Below are 14532 nucleotides of genomic sequence, written 5' to 3' on the forward strand. Positions count from 1 at the left end.
CCGCCCGGGTGGCCGGCCTTTCCGATCCGATTCCGTCGCGGCCCCGGGTCCGCTGTCACAACCACAGCGCGGGGTCGACGAACTCGCCATCCACGAGCACCTCGAAATGCAGGTGCGCGCCGGTGGACCAGCCGGTGTTGCCGGACCGGCCGACCTGGTCGCCGCGGGCCACCCGCTGCCCCTCGCGCACGGTGATCCGGGACAGGTGGTTGTACGTCGTGGTCAGCGCGACCCCGCCGACCCGCCCGTGCGAGAGCACCACGCGGTAGCCGTACGCCGCGTTGTAGCCGGTCTGCACCACCGTGCCCGCGCGGGCGGCGGTCACCGAGGTGTCCTGCGGGACCGCGAAGTCGGTGCCGGTGTGCAGCTTCGTGTACTCCAGGATCGGGTGGTAGCGCATCCCGAAGCCCGAGCTGACCGGCCCGCGCACCGGATAGGAGAGCGCACCGCCCTGCTTCGCGGACGAGGACGCTCTGCCCGCCGCGCCCGCCGGAGCGTTGCTCCGGTTCGCCAGCTCCGTCAACCGCTTCTGCTCGGACCGGGTCGCCTCGTAGCGCTGCTGGTCGGCCGCCTTCTCCTCGCGCGCGGTCGCCAGCGCGGCCTCGCGCTGCTTCGCCAGCGCGGCCACCTTCGCCTCCGCGTCGGTCGCGGTCTTCTCCAGGGCGACCACCTCGGCGAGTTGCCGAGTGGCCTCGGTGTGCCGCACCCGGGCCTCCGCGCGACGCCGCTCCAGCTCGGCCCGGCGGGCGTCGATCGCGTCCCGGGTGCGCTCCAGCCGGGCGATCGTCTCGTGGTCCGCCTGAAGCATCTGCCGATAGCTCTGGAGGCTGCTGAGCAGCTCCGCCGGGGTCTGCGCGCGCAGGATCATCGACAACTGCGCCATCGCGCCGTTGCGGTAGGCCCGGCCCACCAGCCGGGTCACGTCGTCGCGCACCGCCTGGGTCGAGGCCGCCACGTCGTGCAGCTCGGCCTCCGCCGTGCGCACCGCGGCCTCCGCCAGCTCCACGCCGTGGCTCAGGTCGGCCGTCCGGGTTCGCGCCTCGGCCACGCGCGCCCGGGCCGCCTCGAGGGCGGCTCGGGCGCCCGGCCCGGCCGCCTCGGCCTCGGCGTACGCGGTCTCCGCGGTCGCCAGGCGGGCCAGTGACGCGTCCAGGTCGGCCCGCATGCCCCGGGCCGCGGCGTCGGCGCGCTGCCGACGGGCCCGCGCGTCACCGCCGTCGCCGTCGGCGTACGCGGGCACGAAACCGACCGCGGCCGTGATCACCACGAGCGCGGAGAAGCCGAGTCGCCTGGTCCGAATTCTGCGCATGATCACAAGAAACGCGTAATTGCCAGAAATTGCCACGACCCACACCGGTATGGAAGTAATACGAACCCATCCGGCTGCGTACAAACGTTCGACGGCCCCGTTCCGCGGTGGCGGAACGGGGCCGTCGGGGCCGTCGGGTCGAGTTCCGCGAACGGATCCCGGGTCAGACCTTGAGGTACTTCAGGAGCGTGAAGAACGACGCGATCGCCGACATCAGCACCCCGAAGAGGATCAAGAGCGGCAGGGTCGCCAGCACCGGTCCCCAGCCGATCAACTCGAATGCGTTGAACTGCTGACCCAGGCCCTTCTCGACGCCGAAGAAGAACCCGGTGCTCAACAGGCCGGAGGCCAGCACACCGCCCAGCAGGCCGGCGATGGCGGATTCCATGATGAACGGCAATTGGATGTACAGATTCGACGCGCCGACGAGCCGCATGATGCCGGTCTCCCGCCGCCGGCTGAACGCGGACACCCGCGCCGTGTTGACGATCAGCAGGATCGCCACCAGGAGCATGAATCCCATCACGCCGTAGGCCGCGTACTGCGCGTTCTTCAGCAGCTTGAAGAACGGCTCCAGGATCTTGCGCTGGTCCTGGACGGACTGCACGCCCGGTCTGCCGGCGAACGCGCTCGCCACGACGTTGTACTTGGTCGGGTCCTTGAGCTTGACCCGGAAGGATTCCGGCAACTGGTCGGCGGTGACGCTGCCGGAGAGCGGGGATTCCTTGTTCTGCTCCTTGAAGTGCTGGAACGCCTCCTGCTTGGACTCCTGGTAGGTCTTCTCCACGAGCGGCATTCGGCTGAGCTCGGCCTTGATCGCATCGCGTTGCTCGTTGGAGACCTCGCCGCCCGCACATCCGGCGTCGTGGTCGCTCTTGCCGCACAGGAAGATCGAGACCTCGACCCGGTCGTACCAGTAGTCCTTCATCTCGTTCACCTGAACCCGCAGCAGCGCACCCGCTCCGGCCAGCGTGAGGGACAGCGCGACACTGACGATCACCGCGATCGTCATGGTCAGGTTCCGGCGGAGACCGACTCCGATCTCCGAGAGGACGAACTGGGCGCGCATGATGTCCTAGTCGCTAGGGGCGCGGCCGGACTGCCGCGCCGTGGTGGTCCGGTGGATCAGTGCTGGTAGCCGTACACGCCGCGAGACTGGTCGCGGACCAGGCGGCCCTGCTCCAGCTCGATCACGCGCTTGCGCATCTGGTCCACGATCGCCTGGTCGTGTGTGGCCATCAGGATCGTGGTGCCGGTCCGGTTGATCCGGTCGAGCAGCTTCATGATGCCGACGCTGTTCTGCGGGTCGAGGTTGCCGGTCGGCTCGTCGGCAATGAGGATCATCGGCCGGTTCACGAAGGCACGGGCGATCGCCACACGCTGCTGCTCACCACCGGACAGTTCGCCGGGCATGCGGTCTTCCTTGCCGCCCAGCCCCACCAGGTCCAGCACCTCCGGTACCACCTTGCGGATCGTGCCTCGGGGCTTGCCGATCACCTCGAGCGCGAACGCGACGTTCTGATAAACCGTCTTGTTGGGCAGCAGGCGGAAGTCCTGGAAGACGGTGCCCACCTGGCGGCGAAGCGCCGGCACCTTCCAGTTGGACAACCGGCCGAGGTCCTTGCCCGCCACGAAGATGTTGCCTAGGGACGGCCGCTCCTCTTTGAGGACCAGCCGCAGAAAGGTGGACTTACCCGAGCCCGAGGACCCGACGAGGAAGACGAACTCACCCTTCTCCACTTCGAGGGAGACGTCGTGCAACGCGGGGCGCGGCTGCTTCGGGTAGGTCTTGCTGACGTTGTCGAATCGGATCACGGTTGCATCACGGTGCGCCAGTGTAGGGGGCAGGGCATCCGGCCGGGGGCACAGGTGTGGCCAAGGGACCACGCCGTCGCGAGCCGGGCGCCCAGGCTCGAACGGAGTGGTCGTCGGGCATGGCCATTCCGTGAGTGTAAGCGGCACAGTGGAAGGGGACGGGAACTTCCCACCGCGTCGTGAGCGTTATGCGTGTCGATGCGTGATAGCGGAGCAATCGAGGCGGAGGCGTCGAGATGACCTTGGACCGCCTGGTGTGCGCGAACTGTGCCGGCCTGGTCGCGGAGGGTCGCTGCCCGACGTGCCGGGCCAGTCGTGAACGGCTCCAGCGTTCCGGTGGATTCAATCTCCAACCCGCGATGCTCGCGGCACTCGCACTGCTGGTCCTGGTGTGCGCGCTGCTGCTGGCCCGCGTGGGCGGCTGAGCCGCGGAGCACGAGTCGCCGGGCCGGAGCCGGGCCGGATGCGGCCCCGCTCGCCCGAGCAGGACCCCCACCATCCCCGAACAACTGCGAAACGACACGAAGGCCCTGGGTGCCCCCAGGGCCTTCGCGTCGTACAGCGGCATTCCGCGGCTTCCGGAACCCGGATCGGGCATTGTCGGCAGCTGTCCGACGCGGACCGAACCGAGCGGGCGCCCCGTTGTCGAGGCCGGGCACAGGGCCCGGCGTCGTACCGCGGTGCCGCCCACCGTCCGTGATTCCGAGCCGACCGTTTCACAGACGCACTCGCGATGACGCGGTGCGCCCGGCCCGGAACGGCTGGACGGCGGATTCAGTGCCCCGGCACCGCCGCGCCGGGGCACAAGTCTTCGACTCAGGCCGCGGAGGCCTGCTGACGGCGCTTGAGCCGCGCCGGCAGCACGGTGAAGGTGAAGCCACCGGCCGCCATCGCGGCGCCGCCGACGACCAGGAACGCCATGTTGGCGCCGGAGCCGGTCGAGGCCAGTTCCTTGTTCGCGGGCTGCTGCGCCGCCGGAGCGGTGTCGCCGCCGCCGAAGTCGCGAACGGGGGCGTTCTGCTGGTCGCCGTTGCCGCTGCTCGTCCGGGTGTTCCCGTCGCCGCCGCAGTTCAGGTCGAGCCCGCCGGTGGCGTGCGTGGCGTCACACGTGTTGCCGCCACCGGTGCTGCCGCCCGAGTTGCCCTTCGTGGTGGTCCCGGAACCGCCCGAGTTGCCCTTCGTGGAGCCCGAGGACGAGGTCCCCGTGGATCCGGCCGAAGTGCCCTGCGAGCCGGAGGACGTACCGCTCGAGCTGCCCGAGCTGGTAGTGCCGGTGGTCGAACCCGACGTCGTCGTACCGGTGGTCGAACCGGACGTGGTCGTGCCCGTGGTCGAACCCGAGGTGGTGGTGCCCGTGGTCGAGCCCGACGTGGTCTCACCCGTGGTCGAGCCCGACGTGGTCGTACCCGTGGTCGAACCCGACGTGGTCGTACCGGTGGTCGAGCCCGACGTGGTCTCACCCGTGGTCGAACCCGACGTGGTCGTACCCGTGGTCGAACCCGACGTGGTCGTACCGGTGGTCGAGCCCGACGTGTTGCCGGTCGTGGCGCCCACGATCGTGCCGCCGGTGGTTGCGCCGACGACGGTGCCACCGGTGGTCGTACCCGTGGTGGTGCCCGTGGTCGTACCGGTCGTGCTGCCGGAGGTCTCGCCGGGCGGGCACGTGTGCGTCTGCTCGCACCCGTCGTCCGGACCCGGGTCCGCCGCGCTCGCGACGCCCGCGACCGCGAAGGACGCGCCCGCCGCGAACAGCGCGGCGGCGGCTATCCGAGCCGTCCGGACGCGCATTTTGGTTGTCATCAATTAACCCCCAGTTGGTGGGATCCCCGTATCCGCGCCGGCGCGGGTGGGGTCCCAAACGCCGTTGGGCATCACTTCGACGCGCGCCCGTGCCATCCGTGGATGGCACTCGGACTCCGATCGGATGCGTCGCGGCAATGCCGCCGTTCAGACTGGTAACCGGGCGGATGCCGCGTCAAGGGCGTTCGGAGAGGGTTGCGGGGTTAATTCCGATTCGCCGCGAAAATCGGCACGAAAGCGCAACGCGTCACAACACGAAGACCCCCGCGAATACGTGGGGGTCTTCGTGCTCGTGAATCGGGTATGAACCGGCTTTTCGCTCGGCGGACCCCGCCGTTCGCGGCGACTACGCGGCGGCGGTCTGCTGTTGCTTGCGCCAGCGGATTCCGGCCTCGATGAAGCCGTCGATTTCGCCGTCGAGCACCGACTGCGGGTTGCCCACCTCGAATTCGGTGCGCAGGTCCTTGACCATCTGGTACGGGTGCAGGACGTACGAACGCATCTGGTTGCCCCAGGACGAGCCCTCGCCCTTGAGCGCGTTCATCCGGGCCTGCTCCTCCTGGCGCTGGCGCTCGAGCAGCTTGGCCGAGAGCACCGCCATCGCGGAGGCGCGGTTCTGGATCTGGGAGCGCTCGTTCTGGCAGGACACCACGATGCCGGTCGGGATGTGCGTGATGCGCACCGCCGAGTCGGTGGTGTTGACGCCCTGGCCACCGGGACCGGACGAGCGGTAGACGTCCACCCGCAGCTCGGACTCGTCGATGTCGACGCGGTCGCTCTGCTCGACGACCGGCAGCACCTCGACGCCCGCGAACGAGGTCTGTCGGCGGCCCTGGTTGTCGAACGGCGAGATCCGCACCAGGCGGTGCGTGCCCTGCTCGACGGACAGCGTGCCGTAGGCGTACGGCACCTTGACCGCGAAGGTGGCCGACTTGATGCCGGCCTCCTCGGCGTAGGAGGTGTCGTAGACCTCGGTCGGGTAGCCGTGCCGCTCGGCCCAGCGGGTGTACATCCGCAGGAGCATCTCGGCGAAGTCGGCGGCGTCCACGCCACCGGCCTCGGATCGGATGGTCACCAGCGCCTCGCGCGAGTCGTACTCGCCGGAGAGCAGCGTGCGCACTTCCAGTTCGCCGACCGCCTTGTGCACCGCCGCGAGCTCGTTTTCGGCCTCGGTGCGGGTGTCCGCGTCGTCCTCGGCCTCGGCGAGCTCGAACAGGACGTTGACGTCGTCCAGACGCCGGCGCAGGTCCTCGACGCGGCGCAGCTCACCCTGCAGGAAGGAGAGCCGGCTGGTCACCTTCTGGGCGGCTTCGGGGTCGTCCCAAAGATCCGGCGCCGCCGCCTTTTCGTTGAGCGCGGCCACATCGGCCCGCATCTTGTCGAGGTCGAGGACGGCCTCGATCGACGTCATGGTCGACTCGACGGACTTGAGCTCTTCGGAAGGATCAACGGCAGCCACGCCACCATCCTAAGTGGATCGCGGCCCGGTCTCGGACTCAGCCCGGGTCCGGACTCGACCCGGCGGCCTGGACCCGGCCGTTGTCGGCGCGGATGTACACGTCCACCCGGTCGGTTCCGGCGGCCGTCGCGGCCGGGGCGTCGGCGGTGGCGGTGTTCGGGTCGACCGGCCGCCAGCCGCCCTCGCCGGGCACCGCGCCGAGCAGTCGGCCGTTGCCGTCGCGGGCGAGCACGAGCAGGCCCCGGCCCTGGGTGTAGGCGGCGGCCGGGCGGGCGGACGCGGCCAGGCCGACCCGCTCGGGCTCGCGCCAGGTGCCGTCGAGGAAGGGGATGTGCAGCACCGCGTGGTCGCCGGCGCGCACCACGAACGCGGCCAGCGTGCCGGGGGCGCCGGCGGTGAGCGCGGGCGCGGCCTCGATCCGGCCCGCGCTGGGCACCGTGGTGAAGCCGCTCCAGGAGGTCCCGGTGAGCGATCCGGCGGCCAGGCCGTCGGTGCTCGTGCGCGCGACGATGTCGATGCGATCGCCGGTGGCGACCGCGGCGGGCGCGCCGCCGAGCTTGGTCTTGGCGTCCGTCCTGGTCCACTCGCCGAACCGGCCGTCGGCCAGGGTCGAGCGGTAGAGCAACTTGTCGGTCGCGCCGACCGCGAACACGTCCAGGCGTCCGGGTGCGGCGCTGACCGCGGCGGGATCGTCGGTGGTGCGGAAGGTGGGCAGCCGGCGCCATTCCCCCCAGCGCGGGCCTTCGCCGCCGATGTACCAGAGCCCGCCCTCGCCGTCGCGCTGCACCACCCAGGCGTGTTCGGCGTCCGCCCGGGCCGCCGCCGGGCCGCCCTGGAGCAGCACGGGCGCGGCGGGCAGCGGCACGAACGCGGGCCACGCGTAGCCGGCGCCGGCGCGCTGCGGGGCGGGGCCACCCGAGCCGCCCGCGGGACCCGGGGTGCTCTGCTGCGTGACGCCGGAGGTCTGCCCGGCGGGTCGGGTCGAGGTGCCCTTGTCCCGGGTGAACCACACCGCGACCGCGCAGACCGCCGCGATGGCGAGCACACCGCAGATCACCAGGATCAGTCGGCGGCGCGCGGCGCCTGCGCGGCGGGCCGGTTTGCTCCGGCGGTGCGACTGCACCGGGGCCGCGTCGTCGAACACCGGGCGGGTCAGGTTGGTGTGCGTGTCCCGGCTGCCGTCGGCGGCCTCCGAGGTCCCCGAGACCAGCGGGACCACGCCTGCCGGGCGCGGTACGGGGGTGTCCTGGCGGCCGACGTTCCCGTTGGGGTCGGGCACGTCGAACGCGGGCAGGCCGATCAGCGACGGCAGCGCGGAGCGCAGCCGTTCGCCGAACTCGCGGGCGGTCAACCGGGCGGCGGGCGCCTTGGACAGGCAGGACGCCAGCACCGCGGCCAGCGGATCCGGCAGGCCGGGGATGCCCGGCACCGGTTCGGTGACGTGTCGACGCAGCACCGCGCCGGGGTGCCCGCCGCCGAACGGCGTCCACCCGGTGAGCAGTTCGTACAGGACGGTGGCCAACGCGTACACGTCCACGGCGGCGGTGGGTTGCAGGCCCTCGATGATCTCGGGCGCCAGGTAGTCGGGCGTGCCGATGATCCGGGTGGCCCGGGTGCGGCGCGGCGCGTCGACCAGGCGGGCGATGCCGAAGTCGGTGAGGCGGGCCCGGGAGACCCCGGCGGAGTTGTCGATCAGGATGTTCTCGGGTTTGACGTCGCGGTGGATCACACCCTCGGCGTGCGCGGCGGACAACCCGTCCGCGACGTCGGCCACGATCGCGGCCGCCAGTCGGGGGGTGAGCACACGTTCGCGCTCCAGCCGGGCCCGCAGGTCGGGACCGATGACCAGGTCCATCACCAGCGCGAGGTCGGTACCGTCCACGACCAGGTCGTGCACCCCCACGATGTTGGGGTGGTCCAGGCTGGTCAGCGCGGTGCGCTCCTGCACGAAGCGCGCGACCAACACCTGGTCGGACGCGAGGTCTTCGCGCAGCAGCTTGATCGCGACGGGTCCCTCGGGTCCCTCGCCCTGCCAGACGGTCCCGCTGGCGCCGCGCCCGAGCACCTTCAGGGCGACGTATCGGCTACCGATCTTGCGTGCCAAAGCAGCTCCGTGGACCCAGCGAGCGTGGTGCTCACAGCGGACTTCCCCGACCGCACCCTACGCGGCCGACCCCCGGATCCGGGGACCGTCGGGCAGGACGGCGTGTACGAGGTCGTCCTCGACACGGGCGACCGGGGGATGATTATGCGTCAGTTCTTGGTGTCACCGCCGCCGCCGTCGTTGCCGGAGACGAAGTCCTTGACGTTGTCGTACCAGCCTCGAACGGTATCGAACCAGTCGATAGCGGAGTTCACCCAGTCGCGCAGCGGGCTGAACCAGTAGATGGCGAACAGGATCGCGGCCATGATCACCAGCCGGAGCAGGCAGCCGATGGTGCAGCCCACTCCCGGGATGCTGGTCAGCCGGAACCCGCGTCGCCTGCGCGGCTCGCGCTCGCGCGGTTCCGGCTCGCGCTCCCTCGGCTCGCGCGCCGGCCGTTCCCGGCGGCGCGGCTCGCGTTCGGGTGCCTCCTCGCGCCGATAGCGCGGCGGCGGGGGTGGCGGCGGCCCGGGATCGGCGAGCGGCGGGGCGGGCGGCGCGGCGGCCTGTCGCACCGGCTCGGCGTACGCCGGCTGCGGCGGGTACTGCCGCGGTGGTTGCGGGTAGCCGGGCGGCTGCGTGCTCATCACCCGGGTCGCGTTGGGCGGGCTCGGCGGCGGTGTGCTCGGCGGTGTGGGCGGCGGCGCGGGATAGCCGCTCTGCGCCTGCGGGATGACCCGGGTGGGGTCGCCGGCGCCGGGGCGGGCGCCGAACGCGCTCGCGGCCAGCACCTGGGCGAGCGAGCCGTCGTCGGGCCGTACGCCGGCGACGATGTCGGCGGCCAGCCGCAGCGCGCGGCCCAGACCCGCCGCGTCCGGCCGAATCTCGGGCTGCTTGGCCAGGCAGCGCTCGGTGATCAGCCAGTACGCGTCGGGCATGCCGACCGGGCGGGTCGGCGCCTCGGTCAGGTGGTGGTGCAGCAGCGCGATCGGGTTGGTGTCCCGGAAGGGCGGGTGCCCGGCCACGAGTTCGTAGAGCACGACACCCGCGGCGTAGACGTCCACGGCCGGGGTGAGCGGTCGGCCCTCGGCGGTCTCGGGCGCGACGTAGCTGGGGGTGCCGACGAGTTCGTGAGTGCGGGTGAGCGCGGGCGAGTCGGCGAGCCGGGCGATGCCGAAGTCGGTCAGCATCGGGTAGAGCGAGTCGCCGTTGCGGGCGAGCATGATGTTGGCCGGTTTCAGGTCCCGGTGGATCACCCCGTCCGCGTGCGTCACACTCAGCGCGTCGCAGATCTGAGCCATCGTCAGGGCTGCGGCGGCCGGCGGCAGCGGGCCGTTGTCACGCAGGTAGGTGCGCAGGTCCGGGCCGTCGATCAGGTCCATCACCAGGGCGAGCGTCTCGCCCTCGACGACGAGGTCGCGTACGTGCACGAGGTTGGGGTGGCGCAGATTGAGCAGCAGCGAGCGCTCGCGCAGGAAGCGGGTGACCACGTCCGGGTCGGTGCCCAACTCCTCGCGCAGCACCTTGACCGCGACCGTCTCGCCCGAATCGCGCACGCTCGCGCGCCAGACGGTGCCACTGGCTCCGCGCCCCAGGGTTTCCTGAAGCAGATACTTGCTGCCGACCGGCCGGTCCACGACGCTCCCCACTGTCCTGTCCGCCACCTGGGCGGTGGTGCCGGGTTGCCGTCCACCCTAGGTGGTACTCGGCTACAGACGCATCGACCCCAGGTACGGTTCGCCACGTCGCGGCCGAACCCGAGGCGGTGTCGGTCCGAACCCGGCCGAACCCGGGCCGAACCCGGACCGGATCCAAGCCGGGCCCGCGCGGCGGATACTCGATGACGCGGAGCGACTCGACGGCGGCATCGTGTTCGGGCGATTCGCCGGCGACTCGGTCTTTTTCGGTCGAAATTCGGACAAGATCCATCGTCTGTCCGGCTGTAGGCGACATGACGGTCGCGGGTGCGAGGATGCCTCTTGTTTTCTGCTCGGAGGAGGGAGGCGCGCATGCAGATCCGGCTCACCGTGCACGGACCGCAGCGGACCGGACCGGGCGCCGACGTGCTCGTCACCGCGCCGTCCGGGACGACGTTCGCGGGCATCGCGGGCGCGCTGCGGACCGCCTCCGGGACCGAGGGCCAACGCTTCTGGGTGGGCGACATCCGGCTGCGCGACGACACCCCCGTGGGCCGACCGCCGCTGGTGGACGGCGCGCTGGTCACCGTCGACGCGCTCGGCTCCCCCTCGCCCTCCGCCGGATCCCCGCAGTTGCGGGTGGTCGGCGGGCCGGACGCGGGTGGCGTGCACCTGCTGCACCAGGGCGGGGTACGGATCGGCCGCGCGCCCGAGGCCGAGGTGCGCCTGGGCGACCCCGATCTGTCCCGCCTGCACGCCGAGTTGTGGATAGAGCCCGGCCGGATCCGCGTCGCCGACCTCGGCTCGACCAACGGCACCACCGTGGACGGGATGCCGATCGGCCGCGAACCGGTCGACCTGCCGCCGGGCTCGCTGCTGCGGGTCGGCGAATCCACCCTCCAGACCTTCCTGCCGCCGCCCTACGGCTCGCCCGAGGACGGCTCCGGAGCCCGCGCCCGGGCCGACGGCACCGGGCACATCGAGGTGCGTCGCACCGCCCGCGCACAACTGCCGGTGCCCGCCCGCGCCCGCTTCGAACTGCCCGAGGAGACGGCGGGCCGGCGCCGCCCGTTCGCGCTGCGCCGCCGGGCCGCCGGGACCGAGCGGGAGACGATCGAGGCGGCCGCCCGCTCGGCGCTGCTCGACGAGGTGCGCTGGCGACGGGACCAGTCGCCCGATCCGGCGACCCTGCTCCTGGACGCGCTGGCCACCGGCGAGCCCGGCCCGGCGGGCCGGTTGTGGGAGCGCGCGGCCGGCCACCCCGAGGCGCTGGGTGTGCGTCTGGGCGTCGGCGACCTGCCCTCGCGGGTGACCCTGGTGGAACCCTCGACCGTCGCCGGCACGGGCGGCGAGGAGCGCCGACTGACCGCGTTCTCGGTCCCGGTCACCGTCTCGCTCAAGGACACCGTGCTCGGCCTGACCGGGCACCGCCCCCGACTGCTGGGCCTGGCCCGCTCGGTGGTGGCCCAACTCGCCGGACTGCACGGACCGCAGGATGTGGAACTGGTCGTGCTGTGCGCCGACCCGGGCACCGCCGCCGACTGGTCCTGGGCCCGCTGGTTGCCGCACCTGCGGCCGGGCGAGGGTCAGGACTGCCGGCTCCTGGTCGGCCTGGGAGCGGATCAGGTGCGGGCCCGCGCGGGCGAACTGCTGGACCGGATCGACACCGCCGAGCGGGTCCCGGTCCGGCGCACCGTGGTGGTCCTGGACGGCGCGGGCCGGTTGGCCGCCCGTCCGGAGATCGTCCGGCTTCTGGTCGAGGGACCCGCGGCCGGCGTGCACGCGTTGTGTCTGGACGAGCGGGCCGAGGAACTGCCGCCGCAGTGCTCGGCGGTCGCGCACATCGCCGGCGAGGTCGGCACCCGGATCGACCTGATCGGGCCGGGCACCCGGCGCGTCGAGGACGTGGTCGCGGACGCGGTGTCGTCCGCGTGGGCGGACCGGTTCGCCCGTGCCCTGGCCCCGTTGCGCGAGGCCACCCGTCGGGTCACCTCACCGCTGCCGGAGTCGGTCCGGCTCCTGGACCTGCTCAACCTGGATCTGCTCACCCCCGCCAAACTGCTCGCGGGCTGGCGCGAGGCGGGCCGCTCGCCGCGCGCGGTGCTCGGCTCGGACGCGCGCGGCCCGGTCACCGTGGACCTGTCCACCGACGGGCCGCACGTGGTCATCGGCGGCGCCGCGGGCTCCGGCCGCTCCGAACTGCTCGCGTCCGTGCTGTGTTCGCTCGCGGTGGCCAATCGGCCGGACGAGCTCGCCATCGCGCTGGTGCACGGCCCGGAGGGGCTGTCCGAGCTGCCGCACGTGGTGGGACACCTCACCGACGCGGAGATCCCGGCCGCCGGTGACGCGGTCGCGGCCGTGCGGGACGAACTGGATCGCCGTGAGGGGCTGTTGCGCGGCACGCCGTTCGAGGCGTACCGGGCCGGCTCGGACCGGCCGCTGCCCCGGCTCGTGGTGGCGGTGGACGACATAGACCTGCTGGCCGAGGCGTACCCCGGCTTCGTCAAGAGCCTCGCCGACGTGGCCCATCGCGGCGGCGCGCACGGCGTGCACCTGCTGGTGACCACCGGTCAGCCCGCCCGGACCCCGGAGATCGAGGCCGCGGCGGGCGCCGAACTGCGGATCGCCCTGCGGGTGGACGATCCGCAGGCCTCGCGCGTGCTGATCGACGTCGAGGACGCGGCGGGCGTGGACGAGGACTATCCCGGGCGCGGGTTCGTGCGCGGCCGGGACGGCGCCGTCGTCCCGTTCCAGGCCGGCCGGGTGACCGGCCGGATGCCGCGCACGGCCACCCTGCGCCCCACCGTGGTCCGCCAGGAGTGGCAGGAGATGGGCAACCGCCTGGCCCGCCGCCCGACCCCCGTGGGCGGCGGCAAGGGCCCCACCGACCTGGCCCTGCTCACCGGTGCCGTCCGCCGCGCCGCGGAACAACTCGGTACCCCGCTCCAAACCCCTCTGTGGCCCCCGGCCCCCTTGGAGCACCTGGCCCGCAAAGCCCGGTAACGCCCACCCGACCAGGCCGCGGGGCCCCACCAGGCACCCCGCGCCGCGGTAAAACCCCAACCTCCCCACCAGACGCAGCGGGTGGAGCGGGTGGAGCGGGTGGGCAAACAAATCCCGCGCCTACACAGGCAACCCCCGCGCCGGAAACCCACCCAAAAGCTCCCGCACCTCGCCCCGCACGCGCACGATCACGTCCTCGGCTCCGACCCCCGCCGCCGTCACCACCTGATCGATCCACCGCGCGATCGCGGGCATGTGCTCCTCGGCGAGCCCACGCGACGTGAGCGCCGGCGTCCCGATCCGAATCCCGGAGGGGTCGAACGGCGACCGGGTGTCGAACGGCACGGTGTTGTAGTTCACCACGATCCCGGCCCGATCCAGCGCCTTCGCCGCGACCTTCCCGGGCACCCCGCGCCGGGTCAGGTCCACCAGCAGCAGATGGTTGTCCGTCCCGCCCGACACCAACTCGAAGTCGCGCCCGACGAGTTCCTCACCGAGCCGTTTCGCGTTCGCCACCACCGCGTGGGCGTATGTCCGAAACTCGTCGGTCGCCGCCTCGCGCAGCGCGACCGCGATGGCCGCCGTGGTGTTGTTGTGCGGCCCTCCCTGAAGGCCCGGGAAGACCGCCTTGTCGATCGCCTTGGCATGCTCGGCGCGGCACATCAGCATCGCCCCGCGCGGCCCGCGCAGCGTCTTGTGCGTGGTCGTGGACACCACGTCCACGTGCCCGACGGGGGACGGATGCGCCCCGCCCGCGATCAGCCCGGCGATGTGGGACACGTCCGCGACCAGGATCGCGTCCACCTCGCGGGCGATCTCCGCGAACCCGGCGAAGTCCACCGTGCGCGGCACCGCCGTACCGCCGCAGAAGATGATCCGCGGCCGCTCGCGCAGCGCGAGATCGCGCACCTCGTCCAGGTCGGTGCGCCCGGTGTCGGCGCGCACGCCGTAGCGCACGCCGCGGAACCAGGTCCCGGTCGCGGACACCCCCCATCCGTGGGTGAGGTGCCCGCCCATCGGCAGCGCCATGCCCAGCACGGTGTCGCCGGGCCGGGCGAAGGCGAGGTAGACCGCGAGATTGGCCGGTGAGCCCGAGTACGGCTGCACGTTGGCGTGCTCGACGCCGAACAGGGACTTGGCCCGCTCGCGGGCGATGATCTCGATCGGGTCGATGTTCTGCTGGCCCTCGTAGTACCGACGGCCCGGATAGCCCTCCGAGTACTTGTTGGTCAGTACCGTCCCGGTCGCCTCCAACACGGCGGCGGAGACGTAGTTCTCGCTCGGGATCAGCCGCAGCGTGTCCTGCTGCAACAGTTCCTCGGCACGCACCAACGAGGCGATCTCGGGGTCGGTGCGGCGCAGTTCCGGGTGGCGATCGGTCACGTGCCCGTGGATGTCCATGTGTTCTCCGGCTCGGTTCACAGCG

General features: G+C 72.2%; 10 protein-coding genes. 3 read left to right on the top strand and 7 right to left on the bottom strand.

Annotation, left to right across the window (positions count from 1 at the left end; translation table 11 throughout):
- Window positions 1–55: 55 nt before the first annotated feature.
- From ACIBSV_RS16385 to ftsE, 3 genes are all read right to left on the bottom strand, one after another.
- On the bottom strand, window positions 56–1309 hold the full coding sequence (locus ACIBSV_RS16385) for a peptidoglycan DD-metalloendopeptidase family protein (protein ID WP_395863389.1): 1254 nt from the start codon (window positions 1307–1309) through the stop codon (window positions 56–58).
- A 163-nt stretch (window positions 1310–1472) separates the two neighbouring features.
- The gene (ftsX, locus tag ACIBSV_RS16390) at window positions 1473–2378 is read right to left on the bottom strand and encodes a permease-like cell division protein FtsX (protein ID WP_395863391.1); all 906 of its coding nucleotides are present in this window, start codon (window positions 2376–2378) and stop codon (window positions 1473–1475) included.
- 56 nt (window positions 2379–2434) lie between these two features.
- Window positions 2435–3124, bottom strand: a complete 690-nt coding sequence (gene ftsE / locus ACIBSV_RS16395; protein ID WP_020553326.1) for a cell division ATP-binding protein FtsE — start codon at window positions 3122–3124, stop codon at window positions 2435–2437.
- A gap of 236 nt (window positions 3125–3360) precedes the next feature.
- On the opposite strand from ftsE, the gene ACIBSV_RS16400 reads away from it, so the two are divergent.
- Both ACIBSV_RS16400 and ACIBSV_RS16405 read left to right on the top strand, forming a co-directional pair.
- A complete protein-coding gene (locus tag ACIBSV_RS16400; protein WP_395863393.1) occupies window positions 3361–3549 on the top strand; it encodes a hypothetical protein in 189 nt (62 codons plus the stop codon).
- A 494-nt stretch (window positions 3550–4043) separates the two neighbouring features.
- On the top strand, window positions 4044–4931 hold the full coding sequence (locus ACIBSV_RS16405) for a hypothetical protein (RefSeq protein ID WP_395863395.1): 888 nt from the start codon (window positions 4044–4046) through the stop codon (window positions 4929–4931).
- A 339-nt stretch (window positions 4932–5270) separates the two neighbouring features.
- Here ACIBSV_RS16405 and prfB read toward each other — a convergent pair whose 3' ends face one another.
- From prfB to ACIBSV_RS16420, 3 genes are all read right to left on the bottom strand, one after another.
- Window positions 5271–6383, bottom strand: coding sequence for a peptide chain release factor 2 (gene prfB / locus ACIBSV_RS16410; protein ID WP_395863397.1), 1113 nt, complete (start codon window positions 6381–6383; stop codon window positions 5271–5273).
- Window positions 6384–6420: 37 nt separating this feature from the next.
- Window positions 6421–8487: a protein kinase gene (locus ACIBSV_RS16415; RefSeq protein WP_395863399.1), complete on the bottom strand. Its 2067-nt coding sequence runs from the start codon at window positions 8485–8487 to the stop codon at window positions 6421–6423.
- Window positions 8488–8636: 149 nt separating this feature from the next.
- The gene (locus tag ACIBSV_RS16420) at window positions 8637–10130 is read right to left on the bottom strand and encodes a serine/threonine-protein kinase (RefSeq protein WP_395863401.1); all 1494 of its coding nucleotides are present in this window, start codon (window positions 10128–10130) and stop codon (window positions 8637–8639) included.
- A gap of 345 nt (window positions 10131–10475) precedes the next feature.
- Between ACIBSV_RS16420 and ACIBSV_RS16425 the strand changes: the two genes are divergently transcribed.
- The gene (locus ACIBSV_RS16425) at window positions 10476–13106 is read left to right on the top strand and encodes an FHA domain-containing protein (protein ID WP_395863403.1); all 2631 of its coding nucleotides are present in this window, start codon (window positions 10476–10478) and stop codon (window positions 13104–13106) included.
- 120 nt (window positions 13107–13226) lie between these two features.
- Here the strand turns inward: ACIBSV_RS16425 and glyA are convergent, their stop codons facing one another.
- Window positions 13227–14507: a serine hydroxymethyltransferase gene (glyA, locus tag ACIBSV_RS16430; RefSeq protein ID WP_395863405.1), complete on the bottom strand. Its 1281-nt coding sequence runs from the start codon at window positions 14505–14507 to the stop codon at window positions 13227–13229.
- Between the last annotated feature and the right edge of the window lie 25 nt (window positions 14508–14532).

It is taken from the genome of Embleya sp. NPDC050154, assembly GCF_044460165.1.
Lineage (GTDB): Bacteria > Actinomycetota > Actinomycetes > Streptomycetales > Streptomycetaceae > Embleya.

Bases quoted from the DNA above. Each gene is read 5' to 3' on its own strand.
- ACIBSV_RS16385 (WP_395863389.1), bottom strand. From the start codon at position 1,309: ATGCGCAGAATTCGGACCAGGCGACTCGGCTTCTCCGCGCTCGTGGTG.
- ftsX (WP_395863391.1), bottom strand. From the start codon at position 2,378: ATGCGCGCCCAGTTCGTCCTCTCGGAGATCGGAGTCGGTCTCCGCCGG.
- ACIBSV_RS16400 (WP_395863393.1), top strand. From the start codon at position 3,361: ATGACCTTGGACCGCCTGGTGTGCGCGAACTGTGCCGGCCTGGTCGCG.
- ACIBSV_RS16405 (WP_395863395.1), top strand. From the start codon at position 4,044: ATGTTGGCGCCGGAGCCGGTCGAGGCCAGTTCCTTGTTCGCGGGCTGC.
- ACIBSV_RS16425 (WP_395863403.1), top strand. From the start codon at position 10,476: ATGCAGATCCGGCTCACCGTGCACGGACCGCAGCGGACCGGACCGGGC.
- glyA (WP_395863405.1), bottom strand. From the start codon at position 14,507: ATGGACATCCACGGGCACGTGACCGATCGCCACCCGGAACTGCGCCGC.